This window comes from Serratia sp. CoH_122_TC_1, assembly GCF_058191755.1.
The window spans coordinates 188,916-203,944 of the sequence record NZ_JBXWLA010000003.1 but is presented as its reverse complement, the minus strand read 5'-3'; the positions used below and the strand labels follow the sequence as shown (position 1 = coordinate 203,944).

Annotated in this window: 13 protein-coding genes; 7 read left to right on the top strand and 6 right to left on the bottom strand. The window is 54.7% G+C overall.

All coding sequences use genetic code 11. From position 1 onward, the window contains the following. The first annotated feature begins 179 nt into the window (after positions 1-179). A complete protein-coding gene (locus AC2FC2_RS05315) occupies positions 180-1,238 on the top strand; it encodes a Mal regulon transcriptional regulator MalI (protein ID WP_490658898.1) in 1,059 nt (352 codons plus the stop codon). Between the two features lie 2 nt (positions 1,239-1,240). Here the strand turns inward: AC2FC2_RS05315 and AC2FC2_RS05310 are convergent, their stop codons facing one another. Next, on the bottom strand, positions 1,241-2,116 hold the full coding sequence (locus AC2FC2_RS05310; RefSeq protein ID WP_490658944.1) for a LysR substrate-binding domain-containing protein: 876 nt from the start codon (positions 2,114-2,116) through the stop codon (positions 1,241-1,243). A gap of 204 nt (positions 2,117-2,320) precedes the next feature. Here AC2FC2_RS05310 and ampC point away from each other — a divergent pair, with 204 nt between their 5' ends. Next, positions 2,321-3,457, top strand: coding sequence for a class C beta-lactamase (gene ampC / locus AC2FC2_RS05305; RefSeq protein ID WP_265556113.1), 1,137 nt, complete (start codon positions 2,321-2,323; stop codon positions 3,455-3,457). Positions 3,458-3,707: 250 nt separating this feature from the next. Here ampC and AC2FC2_RS05300 read toward each other — a convergent pair whose 3' ends face one another. Next, positions 3,708-4,622 carry a LysR family transcriptional regulator gene (locus tag AC2FC2_RS05300; protein WP_490658897.1) on the bottom strand — a complete coding sequence of 305 codons (915 nt, stop codon included), beginning with the start codon at positions 4,620-4,622 and terminating at the stop codon, positions 3,708-3,710. 102 nt (positions 4,623-4,724) lie between these two features. Between AC2FC2_RS05300 and AC2FC2_RS05295 the strand changes: the two genes are divergently transcribed. After that, on the top strand, positions 4,725-5,876 hold the full coding sequence (locus tag AC2FC2_RS05295; RefSeq protein WP_490658896.1) for a serine hydrolase domain-containing protein: 1,152 nt from the start codon (positions 4,725-4,727) through the stop codon (positions 5,874-5,876). A gap of 47 nt (positions 5,877-5,923) precedes the next feature. On the opposite strand, the gene AC2FC2_RS05290 is transcribed toward AC2FC2_RS05295, so the two are convergent. Together AC2FC2_RS05290 and manA are read right to left on the bottom strand one after the other, a co-directional pair. Beyond that, positions 5,924-7,447, bottom strand: coding sequence for a YdgA family protein (locus tag AC2FC2_RS05290; RefSeq protein WP_209633148.1), 1,524 nt, complete (start codon positions 7,445-7,447; stop codon positions 5,924-5,926). Positions 7,448-7,588: 141 nt separating this feature from the next. Then, entirely contained in the window at positions 7,589-8,767 is a 1,179-nt protein-coding gene (gene manA / locus AC2FC2_RS05285) for a mannose-6-phosphate isomerase (protein WP_209633150.1), read from the bottom strand. Positions 8,768-9,325: 558 nt separating this feature from the next. On the opposite strand from manA, the gene AC2FC2_RS05280 reads away from it, so the two are divergent. The 4 genes from AC2FC2_RS05280 (at position 9,326) to AC2FC2_RS05265 (ending at position 12,547) form a co-directional block, all read left to right on the top strand. Continuing rightward, the gene (locus AC2FC2_RS05280; protein WP_404759687.1) at positions 9,326-9,679 is read left to right on the top strand and encodes a hypothetical protein; all 354 of its coding nucleotides are present in this window, start codon (positions 9,326-9,328) and stop codon (positions 9,677-9,679) included. 260 nt (positions 9,680-9,939) lie between these two features. Then, entirely contained in the window at positions 9,940-11,337 is a 1,398-nt protein-coding gene (fumC, locus tag AC2FC2_RS05275; protein WP_209633154.1) for a class II fumarate hydratase, read from the top strand. A 61-nt stretch (positions 11,338-11,398) separates the two neighbouring features. Next, entirely contained in the window at positions 11,399-12,088 is a 690-nt protein-coding gene (locus AC2FC2_RS05270; protein ID WP_209633156.1) for a helix-turn-helix transcriptional regulator, read from the top strand. A 90-nt stretch (positions 12,089-12,178) separates the two neighbouring features. Beyond that, positions 12,179-12,547: a VOC family protein gene (locus AC2FC2_RS05265; protein ID WP_209633158.1), complete on the top strand. Its 369-nt coding sequence runs from the start codon at positions 12,179-12,181 to the stop codon at positions 12,545-12,547. Here the strand turns inward: AC2FC2_RS05265 and tus are convergent. Together tus and AC2FC2_RS05255 are read right to left on the bottom strand one after the other, a co-directional pair. Further along, positions 12,537-13,475, bottom strand: coding sequence for a DNA replication terminus site-binding protein (gene tus, locus AC2FC2_RS05260; protein ID WP_209634189.1), 939 nt, complete (start codon positions 13,473-13,475; stop codon positions 12,537-12,539). The two genes, AC2FC2_RS05265 and tus, sit on opposite strands and share 11 nt — an antisense overlap. Before the next feature lie 162 nt (positions 13,476-13,637). Continuing rightward, positions 13,638-14,903 carry an MFS transporter gene (locus AC2FC2_RS05255; RefSeq protein WP_265556183.1) on the bottom strand — a complete coding sequence of 422 codons (1,266 nt, stop codon included), beginning with the start codon at positions 14,901-14,903 and terminating at the stop codon, positions 13,638-13,640. Positions 14,904-15,029 lie beyond the last annotated feature (126 nt).

Sequence of the window (15,029 nt, the reverse complement as noted above, 5' to 3'; positions counted from 1 at the left end):
TTTTACCTAGCAAAAATGCGCCGCTAATCACAATTCCAGCGTGCGCTTTGCGGCGACAATGCTGATGCCAGTAAAACGTTTTACTGGCCAAACAGATTCGGTATACCATTTGCTTCAAGAGACATATTCCGTTGTCTTTCACGTCATTGCTCAGTCGTGTGAAAGGAAATGGGGACAGAATGCCCAGGATCGGGCTCGCAGAGGTTACGACCATCAAAAAGATCACCATTACCGATGTCGCCCAGCAGGCCGGAGTCTCTGTGACCACGGTTTCGCTGGTGCTGAGTGGCAAAGGGCGTATTTCACCCACCACCGTGGCGCGGGTGAGTCAGGCGATTGAACGCTTGGGCTATGTGCGTAACCGCCAGGCTGCGACCTTGCGTGGCGGAGAGTCGGGGGTGATTGGACTGATCCTGCGCGATATCTGCGAGCCGTTTTATGCGGAAATGACGGCGGGGCTGAGCGAGGTGCTGGAAGCGCATGGCAAAGTGCTGTTTCTGACCCAAAGCGGCCGCGACGGCAAGGGGCTAATGCGGTGTTTTGATACGTTGCTGGAACACGGGGTTGACGGCATTGTGCTGGCGGGGGGCGTCCGTCTGGCCGAAGGGTTGAAGGAAAAAGCGGCAGAACAGGGGGTGCCACTGGTCTGTGCAGCACGCTCTAATGGGCTCGAAGGGGTTGATGTGGTGCGGCCCGACAATATGCAAGCGGCTAAAATAGCCACCGAATTCTTAATCAAACGTGGGCACAGCCAAATCGCTTACCTGGGGGGTGAGAGCAGTTCTCTGACGCGTGCCGAACGGCTCGGGGGATTTTGTTCCACGCTGGTACAGTATGGCCTGCCTTTCCGCTCCGATTGGATTATTGAGTGTGACTGCCATCAGCGTGCGGCGGCGGAAGCGGCTGAACATTTGCTGCGGCAACACCCGAATATCAGCGCACTGGTTTGCCACAAGGCATCGGTCGCGTTGGGGGCCTACTTTGGTATCGTGCGCAGTGGGCGCAGTATCGGCTCGGAAGGGGTCGACACCTACTACGGCCAGCAGGTGGCGTTGATTGGCTTTGGCGATGTGCCCGAAGCCGAACTGACCGAACCGCCGTTGACACTGGTTTCCAGCTCGGCACGTGAAGTGGGCCGCAGTGCCGCTTCACGCTTGCTACAACGGATTACAGATGCCGGGCTGCCGCCGCAAAACGTCATCCTGCCACCGATGCTGATCAAACGCGGCTCGGCCTGATCTCAATTCTGCTCATCGCTGGCCTGTTGCAATAGCCAACTCACAAACATTTTCATCGCTGGCGTCATATCGCGTGATTTCAGGTGGGTGAGCCAATACCCGCCTAAATTCGCTTCGGCGGTGAAAGGGCGTTGCAGAATGCCTTCCCGGAGCTCGCGGGTAAACATACACGCCGGGGCTAACGCCACGCCGCTGCTGTGAATTGCACCTTCCACCATCAGCCGAGACGAGTCAAACACCGGGCCGTTAATGCGCCAGGGGGGGATCCCTGCTGCGGTGAACCAGCATTCCCATTCGTCTTTGCGGTAACTGCGCATCAGCCGCTCGTTTTGCAGATCTTGCGGTGTGTGCAGCCGTTCCGCGACGTCGGGCGGACACAACACGGTCAGTGGCGCGTCAAACAATTTAACGTTATGGGTTGCTGGCCATCGGCCCTCGCCAAAACGAATAGCAAAATCCATCCCGTCAGCGGACAGATTGACCAGGTTATTATTGGTCAGCACCCGCAAATCGATAAACGGATGTGCTTCTCTGAAGGCCGCCAGGCGGGGCATGAGCCAACCCACGGCAAAGGTGCCGACCACGGCGACCGTCAGCACTTCATGGAAATGCCCACCTTCAAACTGCTGCAACACCGATTCAATACGATCAAAAGCATCCGTCAATATTGGCAGCAGTGCCTGTCCTTCCTCGGTCAGGTCCAGCCCGCGCGGCAGGCGACGGAACAGCTGAATACCCAGCAGTTGCTCAAGCGTACGTACCTGTTGACTGACAGCGGCTTGGGTTACACTGAGCTCCAGCCCGGCGCGCGTAAAGTTCAGATGACGGGCGGAAGATTCAAACGCTCGCAGTGCATTCAGGGGAAGTCGGTTGCGCATAATGATAGCCATAAGTTTTTCTTTATGCTGGCTGAAATTATTATCGCTTGTCAAGGCAAGGCTAAACCCCGATATTTTGCGCAACTGTTGCGGAAGTCACGCAGTCAGAAAAGGAATCGCATCACCACCCAAGGATATCCGCGTGTTGAATGACAATAAAATCTTTTGCCATCGGCCGATACCCTGCAACCCATGAGTTTTTACATGATGAAAATAAATCGCCTGGCGGCCGCGCTGCTCGCCACATTAATCTTGCCTGCTGGCCATGCTGCCGATAAAGCAGACATTGACGCCATCGTTCAACCGCTGATGCAGAAATACGGCGTGCCGGGTATGGCAATCGCCGTGTCGGTAGAAGGAAAACAGCAGTTCTATCACTACGGCGTTGCGTCCAAACAGACAGGTAAACCGATCACCAACCAAACGCTGTTTGAAATCGGTTCATTGAGCAAAACCTTCACTGCCACATTGGCTGCCTATGCCCAAAATGAGGGCAAACTGTCGTTCTCAGAGCCCGCCAGTCGTTATCTGCCTGAACTGCGCGGCAGTGCATTTGACCATGTCAGCTTGCTGAACCTGGCGACGCATACCTCTGGATTACCGTTGTTTGTGCCCGATGAGGTGACCAACAACGCACAGCTGATGGCCTATTATAAAAACTGGCGACCGCAGCACCCGGCCGGCAGCACGCGCGTTTATTCCAATATGGGTATCGGCATGCTGGGGATGATCACGGCGAAAAGCCTCAACCAGCCGTTTGCCAAGGCGATGGAACAGACTCTGCTGCCGGCACTGGGCATGACTCATACCTATATCCATGTTCCTACCGATCAAATGGCCAATTACGCACAGGGTTACGACAAGCAAGATAAACCGGTGCGTGTGAACCCAGGCCCACTGGACGCCGAATCCTATGGCATCAAGTCCAACGCCCGCGATTTGATTCGTTATCTGGATGCCAACCTGCAACAGATCACAGTGGCGGAAAAATGGCGCAGCGCACTGGCTGCTACCCATGTCGGTTACTACAAGGCAGGGGTTTTCACCCAAGATTTGATGTGGGAAAACTACGCTTATCCGGTCGATTTAACCCGTCTTACCGAAGGGAACAACGCGGGGATGATCATGAACGGCACCCCTGCAACGGCGATCACGCCACCACAACAGGAACAGGCCGCCAGTTGGTATAACAAAACCGGCTCGACCGGTGGGTTCTCAACCTACGCCGTATTTATCCCATCGCAAAAAATCGCCGTGGTGATGCTGGCAAACAAATGGTTCCCGAATGATGATCGGGTTGCGGCGACCTACCGCATTGTTCAGGTATTAGATAAGAAATAATCACCGCTGGGGCGCCACGGCGCCCCAGTTATCATATTAACGCCAGTCCCGATTACCGTGATGCAAATAAGGTAAAATGCACAGGCGTGCCCCTCTCGTTAATGCCCTCTCAATTCACCCTGCTGAACGCCAACCGATCGCCATTTCGCCCAAAGAGAATCCCCTCGTGAACCACTGTTCATGACGGACCACCATTGGCCCCGAATGGGCTACCTGACCATTTTTGCCATCGATGAAATTATGATTGTCTTCAGGCGTTGGGGTTATGCTGCTGAGCCCGTTTTTCACGCATAAAATCAATAAATACCCGCAGCTTGAGCGGCATATGCCGATTGGCGGGAAAGTAGATGAAAAAGCCAGGGAAGTCACCGCTGTAATCCGCCAGAATCTCCACCAACTGCCCATTATTGAGCTCGTGTTGTACGGTGCTGGCAAAGCGTTGGGTGATGCCCAAACCGGCCAGCGCGGCGTCTTTAATCAATCTGTCCTCGTTAAAGATCAGGCTGCCACTGGCTTCAAGGGTCAGCTGCCCGCCGTCCTGCCTGAAGTACCAAGGTTCAAATTTTCCACTGCCGGGGAAGCGGTAGCGCAGGCAGTTATGCTCGCTCAGTGCCTGGGGAGTCAGCGGTGTGCCGTGCTGTGCCAGATAGCCCGGCGTGGCAATGATCACACGCCGTTGGTCCTTGTCGATCGGCACCGCAACCATGTCTTTTTGCACCATGGCACGCATACGGATACCGGCATCGAAATTGTCCAACACCAGATCGGAAAAATGGTCGTCGGTAAACAGCTCAAGCTGCACCTCAGGGTAACGCGCCAGAAACTCCGTCAGATAAGGCATCACCAGTAACGACGCGGCCAGCTGCGGCAAGGTAATACGCAATAAACCGGAAGGGCGGCCGTGCAGGCTACGGACGTCATCAGCAGCTACGTCTATTTGCCCCATAGCAGGAGCCACTCGCTGGTAAAAGAGACGGCCTTCATCGCTTAGCCGAACCGACCTGCTGGTACGGTTAAACAAACGTACACCCAAACGTGTTTCCAGAGCCTGAATGTTTTGTGACACGGCGGGTGGGGTGACGCCAAGGTGATTAGCGGCCTGGGTAAAACTGCCTAACCGGGCCACAGCTTCAAAAAACGGCAGTAACTGCAACAGTGAGCTCATCTATCGATAATCCCTGCTTAATGATTCGTTAAGTAACCCGGTATTTAATTTTATAATAATCACTTTAGACTGATTTTATTACCCCTCAGAGAGCAATAAAACATGTCGACAGTGAATCAGTCATTAGCAGAAAGAGTTCAGGCGGTCAGCCTGCGGGCAATTGAAGAAGAGCGTATCGTCGGCAGCGTGGTGTTGGTGGCGCGACACGGCACCGTCATTTACGCCGAAGCCAACGGCTACGCCGATCGAGAGCAACAGCGGCCTATGCGGCGTGAGACGCAATTCCTGCTGTCGTCAGTCTCCAAGCCCTACATCACATTGGCGGCGATGCGCATGGTCGAACAGCAAAAGCTGAATTTGGATGATGCGGTCAGCCGTTGGTTACCCTGGTTCACGCCGACGTTGCCTGACGGTCGTCACCCCGAGATTAAAATTCGTCACTTACTGAGCCACACTGCCGGGTTGAGTTATCGCTTTAATCAGCCTGATGATGGGGTATATCAGCGTTTGGGCATTCAGGACGGTATGGTGCTGTCGTCATTGACGCTGGAACAGAACTTGCGCCTGTTGGCGCAGGCGGACCTGCTGGCCGAGCCGGGTCGCGAGTTTAATTACTCTCTGTCTATCGACGTGCTGGGGGCCGTGTTGGAGCAGGTTGCGGGGGAGCCACTGCCACAGTTATTCAATGCCTGGGTTGCACAACCGTTGGGATTGGGAAATACCGGTTTTCACGCCGCTCAGGCCGACAATCTGGCTACGGCCTATCAGGATACGGCTGCCCGTCCAGAACCCATTTATGATGGGATGCGGCTGGCCTTGCCGGAAGGCTTTGGCTTCGCTATCGAATTGTCGCCTTCACGCGGGCTTGATCCTCAGGCCTATGCCTCCGGCGGAGCCGGTATGGTCGGTGATGCTGATGATGTGCTGCGGCTGGTGGAAACATTGCGCAATGGCGGCGACGGCATTTTGCAACCGGCCACGGCGGAACTGATGCGCCAACCCCATGTTGGGGCAGAGGCTGAAATTCAGGGGCCGGGCTGGGGCTTTGGCTTTGGTGGCGCGGTCTTGGTGGACGCGCAGTTGGCGGCGACGCCACAGCACAATGGCACTCTGCAGTGGGGCGGTGTGTATGGGCACAGTTGGTTTTACGATCCGCAGGCAGCATTGAGCGTGGTGGCGTTGACCAATACGGCGTTTGAGGGGATGAGTGGGCTCTATCCGCAGCAGATCCGCGATGCGGTGTATGGGGTTTAGCAATAAAAAGGCCCGCTAAGCGGGCCTCAATGCTTTTCGAACGGGGATTACTGGGCTGGTGCCGGCGCGGCGTCCTGAGCCGGGGCCCCGTCTTCCGCTGGAGCTCCCAGCAGACCGAAGGTGCCGATGAACTCTTGCAGTGACATCTTGTTGCCGTTCAGATCAACCTGATTGTCGGCGTAATGGAAGCTGCTGCCAATCACGTCGTCTTTCAAGGTGGTCAGTTTGAACATCTGCCCCATGGCCGCCAGCCCTTGCACCTGTTGCTGTGCCAGTTTCTGAGCTTCTTCAGCACTGTAACCCTGCAGTAATGCAGTTTGTGACGTGATTTCAGTTGCCATTGCGACAGGAATGCTCAGGTTTGCATCCAGTTTTTTCACTGAACGGGCAATCAATTGGTCTGGCGACTCTGCCGGTGAGCCAGCTTGCGCCGGGTCGGTCAGGTCCAGATTCAGGGTAAAGGTGCTTTCACCCTTGCTGTTTTTCCAGCTCAACGGGGCAACGCTAATGGTCGGGTTGCCTTTCAACAGCAGCGGCAGATTTTGCAGCAGGATATCGGTGGTTTGCTGCTGATAGGCCACAGGATCCATCGTTTGTGCCTGCTGCAGCATCGCCATCGCTTGTTGGTTGTAACGGTCGGCGAACTCTTTCAGCGATTTTGCGTCCAGTTTGTCGATTTTTAACGTCAACTTACCGGAGCCGAAGTCGCTGTTTTGGATCTTCAACGCGTCCATGGTGTAATCGATCTGGCCGTTCAGATTGCTGTCTTTCTCACCGAATTGGCTTGCCAATTTAAAGCCGTCCAGCGTCAGCGTTTCTTTACCGTCAACGGCAACCTTAACCTGTTTTACTGCCAGATTCTGGTTACCCAGGCTGAGATCGAACTGACCTGCGTGGGTGTTGCTTTTCAGCGTAGCGCCCAGCAGCTGCACCTGTTCGGTTTGACCAAACTGGTTTGGGCCGCTGATCACGGCGCTGTCGCTGCTGGCGTCCAGCGTGATGGCTTTCATATCGCGTGATACATCGGCATTGATGGTTGCACCGCCGAACTTCAGCGCTGACTTGTCTTTTTGGTAATCCAGCGGGATCACGTCAATAGCGGACGAGGTGTCGCCCGAGTAAGAAATGCGGGATTCGGCGGTGAACAGCGATTTACCCTTGGTGATCTCAAACAGACCTTTGGTTGCTGCGGTGTTTTCCAGTTCGGTATGCACCGACGCCATGCTCGGTAACAGGTTGAATTTTTTCAACTGGGCCAACGGGAACGGGCCGTGATCGATGGTTTCCATAAACGCGACTTCATCGCCGGCTTTCAGAGGCGCATCGTCAGTCGTGACGCTGCCGTCAGCGCGCAGGACATAGCGAATTTTGCTGCTGAAAATACCGCGTTGGTAATTTTCGTAACCCAGTTTGACACCGGCTTTTGGCAGATAGGCTTTGAGTTGGCTGTTGGCGTTATCAACCACTTCACCCATCCGTTGTTCGATCAGTTTGCCGGTGTACCAGGAAGCCCCGGTCCATGCTGCGCCAAGAACCACAATGACGCTAACAGCGACTAACGATTTTTTCATAGTTCTGTTCATCCTTATTAAGCCAACTGTCTTAAGCAGGTGGCTGGGCAAATTTGGGCCAATAAAAAAACGCCCGCAGGCGTTTAATTGTGAAGGTAAGCCACTCTTTCAGCAACCAATTTGCGGAAATTTACCGAGTGTTTACGACAACAGGTTATAAACACGGGCGATTCGGCCCGAACCGCTGACGCTAACCGGCGATTCAAACGCGCCAATAAAGCAGGATTCACCCGGTTTGAGGACCAATTGCTGGTTTTGCTTGGTCAGCACGGCTTCACCGTCTACGCAGAACAAAATAGCGGCACTATTTTGTGTCAGCGCCTGCGGGGTGGCGGAAAGGTCGTGTAACGAGAACGCGAAATCGTCAACCGGGATGGGGAAGAAGAGCTCATCGCCGCGTTTTTGTGGTTGAGTCAGCAGGCCGGCAGCCGGCTGCGGGCGGAATTGCAGATTAGCCAGCAATTCTGGGATATCAATGAACTTTGGTGTCAGGCCGGCACGCAGTACATTGTCCGAGTTGGCCATCACTTCCAGTGCAACGCCTTTCAGGTAGGCGTGTGGGGTTTCGGCATACAGGAACATCGCTTCGCCTGGCTTGAGCTGAACCACGTTCAGCAGCAACGGTGAAAACAGGCCGCTGTCTTCCGGGTAGAAACCAGCGATAAAGCGCACGGTATCCCAAGGCTCACCCTGTTGGTTGTTCAACGCGGCTTTCAGTACGCCGAGCGCCAACGCTTTTTGCTCACCGCTCATCGCCAACAGGCTGGCAAACAGCGCTGATAAGCGGGTTACGTCAGGCTGTTGCAAGAACGCGGCAATATCGTGATGCGCCCCGGCGAGTGGCTGTAACAGGGAAACAATATCGGACAGTTCACGGAAGCCGTTCATCGCCAGGAATGGCGTCAGGGCAAACACCAGCTCAGGTTTGTGATTGGGATCTTTATAATTGCGCTCGGCCGCATCCAGTGGAATGCCCGCCGCGTTTTCTTTGGCAAAACCGATTTCAGCCGCAGACTTGCTCGGGTGCACTTGAATTGACAGCGGTTGATCGGCGCACAGCACTTTGAACAGGAAGGGCAACTCGCCAAAACGGCGGGCGACGTCGGTGCCCAATTGCTTGGACTGATCTTCATCAATGACATCGCGCAGTGAGCGCAAATTGCCGTCGGACCCCGCTACGCGCGAGCTGCTCTTCGGGTGAGCGCCCATCCACAGCTCGGCCATCGGCAACCCTTGTGGGTTGGCGATACCATACAGCTGAGTTAATGCGTCGTGACTGCCCCACGCATAGTTCTGCACTGCGTTGATCATTTTTTGCATCTTGATAAACATCCTTTGCATTCGCCGCCGGGTGACGGTAAGTAGCTGACTGATTTATCCCCTTTGGTTTTCACACTGCACGTTGAAAGCCAGGGGGGATAAAAGGCTAAAACAAACAAATTAGGCGAGCTCCATCCTACACCCGAACGACGGCGAGAAAGGGGGGGATGATCAAACATGTGGCTCATCTGTGCCGCTGCCCCGCGGCTGGCAAAGTATAACGTGATAGCGTCAACAGTCACAATTCCCCTGTCCCTTGACAAAGGCCAGGGTGGCACAACACCGGGCGGGGGAAAGTAGAATAAATAGCCTGTTATTGTGGCACAGCGTAAATCCGGCATGCATACCGAAATAAATATTTTGGCCGTAGTATTATGCTCCAATATATTTCAATCTGTGTTTTCTGACGTGAATTATTACCGGGTGAATATATCTTTCATCATAATTATTTCGTTTTTATCAGCAACCACACAAATGGCTTAAATTACCCAATGGCGTCGCTATACAGTGCAGACCAATAAACCGACTCTCTGATAATGACTTAACGCTGAGGCGCTGATGAAAAAACTTTTACTGGTTCTGGTTATGTGCACGTCGGGTGCTAATGCGGCTGTCGTTGTTACCCATGCATATGGCTATGGCATTGCCAGGCCCGTGGTGGTGGCACCCAGGCCGGTGATTGTGGCGCCTCGCCCCGTGGTTGTTGTACCGCGGCCGGTCGTTGTGGCACCTGCACCTGTGGTGGTGACTGCCGCTCCGGTTGCGACAACAACGGTCGCCCACCCCGTCGCTGCGGTGGCTGGTGCTGTCGGCGTGGGGGTGTATCGCCACAATGAACGTCAGGACGCCTACGATGAAATCAACCATCTGCAGGATCAAAGAATTAATGCCTATAACCAACACCACCATTAATAGGTGTGCCGTGCAATAAATATTAAGAGCGCCAGATGGCGCTTTTTTATTATTCCGCACTATGAGGTAGAAGAAGGGGGAGAGAATGGGAGCTAAAAAATAATGCCCGCACACTGTTTAAGACAATGAAGAAAAAATGCTGTGAGGTAACTCTCTTAATGCGAATAGTTATTATGTCACTATACTGGATGGGTGTGCTGACGGGCTCAAGTACGTTGGCGTAATCGTACATTTTTAGGAATTGTACTAAGGAGATCGTGATGGCAGCCGTTCGTATTGAAAAAGACTCTATGGGACCCATCGAAGTGCCGGCAGAAAGGCTATGGGGCGCGCAAACGCAGCGTTCTCTGGAGCACTTTCGTATTTCCTCTGAGAAGATGCCGACCGCCTTGATTCACGCACTGGCGTTGACCAAACGCGCCGCGGCCAGCGTGAATATGGATTTGGGACTGCTGCCGGCCGAGCGGGCCAATGCGATTATCCGCGCCGCCGATGAAGTACTGGCGGATCAGCATACAGATGAATTCCCGTTGTCAATCTGGCAGACCGGCTCCGGTACCCAGACCAACATGAACATGAATGAAGTGCTGGCTAACCGCGCCAGTGAGTTATTGGGGGGCGTACGCGGCGAAGAGCGGCGGGTGCACCCGAATGACGACGTCAACAAGAGCCAAAGTTCCAATGACGTGTTTCCGACCGCGATGCATGTCGCCGCTGTGCTTGCTGTGCGCGAGCATCTGATCCCCGAATTGAACGTGCTGCATAAAACCTTGAGCGACAAAGCGGATGCCTTCCGCGATATCGTTAAAATCGGCCGCACCCATCTGCAGGACGCTACGCCGCTGACCCTTGGCCAGGAAATTTCCGGTTGGGCAGCAATGTTGGCGCACAGTCTGCGCCATATTGAAGACAGCATTCCGCATATTTGCGAACTGGCGCTGGGCGGCACCGCCGTGGGTACTGGGCTGAATACGCATCCGGAATACGCCGTTCGCGTTGCGAAGGCGCTGGCCGAGCTGACGCAACAGCCGTTTGTCACGGCACCCAACAAGTTTGAAGCATTGGCGACCTGTGATGCGCTGGTACAGGGCCACGGTGCACTAAAAGGCCTGGCAGCGTCGTTGATGAAAATTGCTAACGATGTGCGTTGGCTGTCGTCCGGCCCACGTTGCGGCATTGGTGAAATCGCCATCCCGGAAAACGAACCAGGCAGCTCGATCATGCCGGGTAAGGTGAATCCGACCCAGTGCGAAGCGATGACCATGCTTTGCGCACAGGTGCTGGGCAACGACGTGGCGGTGAATATTGGCGGTGCTTCTGGCAACTTTGAGTTGAACGTATTCCGCCCGATGGTGATCCACAACTATTTGCAGTCCATCCGCCTATTGGCCGACGGTATGCAAGGCTTTAACGAGCATTGTGCGGTAGGTATCGAACCTAATCGTGACCGCATCAGCCAGTTGCTGAATGAGTCGCTGATGTTGGTGACCGCGCTGAATACGCATATTGGCTATGACAAGGCCGCAGAAATCGCCAAAAAAGCGCATAAAGAAGGCCTGACATTGAAGGCGTCGGCGCTGAAGCTGGGTTACCTGACGGAAGAACAGTTTGATCTGTGGGTCCGCCCAGAAGAGATGGTTGGAAGTATGAAGAAGTAATTGATAGTCTGCATTGCACAGGGCTTACTTAGGGTAAGCCCTTTTTTATGGAGAGAAATGGATGTCGCGTACCGAGCGTTTATTCGATCTCATGCAGATCTTACGGCGGCATCGCTACCCGGTCACCGGCCAGGCGTTAGCACAGGAAATGAAGGTCAGTATGCGCACGTTGTACCGTGACATAGCCACGTTGCAACAGCAGGGGGCTGAGATCGTCGGTGAGGCGGGTGTCGGCTATGTGCTGCGGCCTGGCTTTATGTTGCCACCCCTGATGTTCTCCCAACAAGAAATAGAGGCGCTGGTGTTGGGGATGCGCTGGGTAGGACGACGAGGCGACAGCCAACTGGCGGGCGCAGCCAATAACGCGTTGGCAAAAATCGCCGACGTTTTGCCTGCAACGCTGCGCGATGAGCTGGAGGCCAGTACGTTACTGATTGGCCCGATGGACTTAGTGAAGGTTGCGGATGAGACGCTGGTGCTGATTCGCGACGTCATCCGTCAGGAGCGTAAGCTCGCGGTGGATTACTGTGACCGCGAGGGTAACGTCAGTGAACGTATTCTGTGGCCATTTGCGCTCGGGTATTTTGAACAGACACGAATGCTGGTTGCCTGGTGCGAACTACGCCAGTCCTTTCGCCATTTCCGCCTCGACCGCATTCACCGGGCGACGCTACTGGAACAGCGTTACCCGAGAGGCCGCCGCATGTTGATGAAAGAGTGGCATAAAGCGCAGGGCATCCCACCGCAGTAATCATCACTGCTGCCAAAAACTGTCAGCAGACCCGTTTAGCCTTGGGTTATCGGGAACCAACCGGTTCCCCTCAGCCCTAAGGTGGATAAGATGACCATGCCGAACATGACCCTTCTGTACGTTGATAACCCAGAAAAGAGTGCTGCTTTTTACCGCCGTTTATTGGGGCAGGCACCGGTGGAACTTTCGCCTACCTTTGCGCTGTTTGTGCTGGGTAACGGCTTCAAATTAGCGATGTGGTCGAAACATACCGTGGAGCCTGCCGCAAGGGTTACCGGTGGCGGCGGAGAAATCGGTTTTATGTGCGAAACGCCGCAGCAAGTGGATGCGCTTTACCCGCAGTGGTGTGAACAAGGGCTTGAGATAATTCAGCCACCTGTGACGCTGGACTTTGGTTACAGCTTTGTCGCCACCGATCCGGACGGCCACCGCCTGCGGGTTTACAGCCTCAGCGAGTAGGCATGTCGGTATAAAGATGCAGCCGTTTAACCAGCAGTCGTAGCGGTTTGGCGTCTGGTTTGTATTTGTGTTTGACCGCCGCGGCGTCGTAATTGAGCAGCTCGCCAATCTTTGGCACCTTGGCACCGAGCTCAACCTGGCACAGGGCAATCAGCGGTAGCGGGCAGGGGTGTTGTACCTGCTTTTGCTGCGGCTGATACCAAACACGGGCGATGGGCTGCACTTTTACCGGGCGTTTAATTTTCAACGTCGCTTGCTGCGGCAGACGGCTGACATCCTCGATCTCGCGGCCGACCAGCTCGGCCCATTGCTCACGGTTATAGGGCGGAACTGCACGCCCAGCCTTCAGGCTTTTTTCCAATTGAGCCAGAATATCATCGCGTTTCACGTTCTTGATAATGTGCTTGTTGGCCCAGCCGAAACGCACGGAATCCGGATTCGTCAAAACGGTGAGGGTACGATAGGCGCTGAGGGTGATCAGGCCGTGCAGGTGAGTGTGAACAAAGTCAAAACGCTGCTCCGGTGCCAGGCCGGAGTCGACGGTGATAATCTGCTCCAGCTCGGCTTTGAGTCGGTTAATCAAAGCAACCTGCGCCTGTATCGCCCGGTATTCCGGTTGTTCCACCGCCAAGCAGAACACGCCGGGCAGGCGTACCGCCGCCTTGCTGCTGACGTTATGCTTGTTGTGATGGATAAACAGCCGCTGGACGTGTTCCAGCGCCAAATCACGTGCCGCCTGGCCAAGATGCTGCTCGACGGCGATCTGCTCCACAGCCGCATGTTCTTTGCCTTTCTCGATCTCCGGCAGACTGAATACCCGGCCAGCCAGCAAGCGCAGCGGCAGGATCTGCTGGTGGAGAGCGGCCAGCGCCTGTTCCAGCTCATTGAAACAAGCATTCATCCTGCCGATTAAACCGTACTTGTCCATCATTCACCTCTCATTTTAGTTACAACATACATTAAGAGAGCGGCAAACAAAAGGGCAACATCAGCCACCGTGACGGGGTGAACATCGAGTGGTCCAGGCCTGGCAGGGGAATCAAGGTCACCGCCCGCCAGAGTCAATAGCGAGCAGGCAGTGAACAGGGGATTAAATGCGTGCAGCTTCCGGCAGTTTTTTCAGGTAGTGCACGACCAGTAAAGCCAGCAGCAGCATCACGCTGATAAACGCCACGACGCCATTCCAGCCGAAACTGTGCCAGAAAACACCGCCAAGTGTACCCGCGACGCTGGAGCCTACGTAGTAACAGAACAGGTAGAGTGATGATGCCTGGCCTTTGGCCCGGCGGGCGCGACGTCCAATCCAACTGCTGGCGACAGAGTGGGCGGCAAAGAAACCGGCGGTGAACAACATCATGCCGAGAAAAATAACCGCTACCGGAGCCAGTGCGGTGATAAGAATCCCGATCAGCATAATCAGCGTTGAAGCCAATAGCACGGGTCCGCGGCCAAAACGGCTGGTCATGGCACCGGCTTTGGGTGAACTGTAGGAGCCGGTCAGGTACACCACCGACAGCAAGCCCACAATCGCCTGGCTGAGATGGTAAGGATCAGACAGCAGGCGGTAACCGATATAGTTAAACATGGTCACGAAGCTGCCCATCAGTAGAAACCCTTCGGCGAACAGCAATGGCAATCCCTTGTCGTGCCAATGCAGACGAAAGTTTATCAGCAAGGTGCGTGGACGCAGTGAACTGGCACGAAAGTGCGTGGAGGCGGGCAAAATGCGCCAGAACATACAGGCGGCAGCCAAGGCAAATAACCCAATCACGGCCAGTGATACACGCCAGGAGAAGAAATCGGTCAGTACTCCAGTCACCAGGCGGCCACTCATGCCACCGATCGAGTTCCCGCTGATATACAAGCCCATAGAAAAAGCGACAAAGCTGGGATGGATTTCCTCGCTCAAATAGGTCATGCCGACGGCAGCGACACCGCTCAATGAAAGCCCTATCAACGCACGCATCAACAAGATGCCTTGCCAACTGGTCATAAAGGCGCATATCAGGGTGCAGATTGCCGCCAGCAGCAGTGCCACGACCATAACCGGTTTACGGCCGATGGCATCGGAAAGCGGGCCGGTAAACATCAGACCGAGCGCCAGCAAGCCGGTGGATACTGACAAGGACAGGCTACTTTCCGCAGGGGAGATGCCAAAGTCTTGTGATAAAACCGGCAGAATCGGTTGCACACAATACAACAAGGCGAACGTCGCCAGACCGGCAGAAAACAACGCCAACGTAACGCGTATAAACTGCGGCGTTCCGCGTTCGATGTAGGGCAGTTTGTTCAGGGTGGAACGTTGGGTTTTTGGCGCAGCAGCCGCATCGTCGTTGGCGGCCAGCGTCGACGGCATACTGGCCGCAGAACGCACAGGGGTTGTCACAGTTTTTCCTTACCGAACGTGGGGGTGTATTCAGCACTTCATGGGTTAACAAAATGATAGGGAGAGGGCAGTTTTTTGTCTAATATATTAATAATT

Excerpts from the sequence above, each read along its gene's own strand:
- AC2FC2_RS05315 (WP_490658898.1), top strand. The coding sequence starts at position 180 with ATGCCCAGGATCGGGCTCGCAGAGGTTACGACCATCAAAAAGATCACC.
- AC2FC2_RS05310 (WP_490658944.1), bottom strand. The coding sequence starts at position 2,116 with ATGCGCAACCGACTTCCCCTGAATGCACTGCGAGCGTTTGAATCTTCC.
- ampC (WP_265556113.1), top strand. The coding sequence starts at position 2,321 with ATGATGAAAATAAATCGCCTGGCGGCCGCGCTGCTCGCCACATTAATC.
- AC2FC2_RS05300 (WP_490658897.1), bottom strand. The coding sequence starts at position 4,622 with ATGAGCTCACTGTTGCAGTTACTGCCGTTTTTTGAAGCTGTGGCCCGG.
- AC2FC2_RS05295 (WP_490658896.1), top strand. The coding sequence starts at position 4,725 with ATGTCGACAGTGAATCAGTCATTAGCAGAAAGAGTTCAGGCGGTCAGC.
- AC2FC2_RS05290 (WP_209633148.1), bottom strand. The coding sequence starts at position 7,447 with ATGAAAAAATCGTTAGTCGCTGTTAGCGTCATTGTGGTTCTTGGCGCA.
- manA (WP_209633150.1), bottom strand. The coding sequence starts at position 8,767 with ATGCAAAAAATGATCAACGCAGTGCAGAACTATGCGTGGGGCAGTCAC.
- AC2FC2_RS05280 (WP_404759687.1), top strand. The coding sequence starts at position 9,326 with ATGAAAAAACTTTTACTGGTTCTGGTTATGTGCACGTCGGGTGCTAAT.
- fumC (WP_209633154.1), top strand. The coding sequence starts at position 9,940 with ATGGCAGCCGTTCGTATTGAAAAAGACTCTATGGGACCCATCGAAGTG.
- AC2FC2_RS05270 (WP_209633156.1), top strand. The coding sequence starts at position 11,399 with ATGTCGCGTACCGAGCGTTTATTCGATCTCATGCAGATCTTACGGCGG.
- AC2FC2_RS05265 (WP_209633158.1), top strand. The coding sequence starts at position 12,179 with ATGACCATGCCGAACATGACCCTTCTGTACGTTGATAACCCAGAAAAG.
- tus (WP_209634189.1), bottom strand. The coding sequence starts at position 13,475 with ATGGACAAGTACGGTTTAATCGGCAGGATGAATGCTTGTTTCAATGAG.
- AC2FC2_RS05255 (WP_265556183.1), bottom strand. The coding sequence starts at position 14,903 with ATGCCGTCGACGCTGGCCGCCAACGACGATGCGGCTGCTGCGCCAAAA.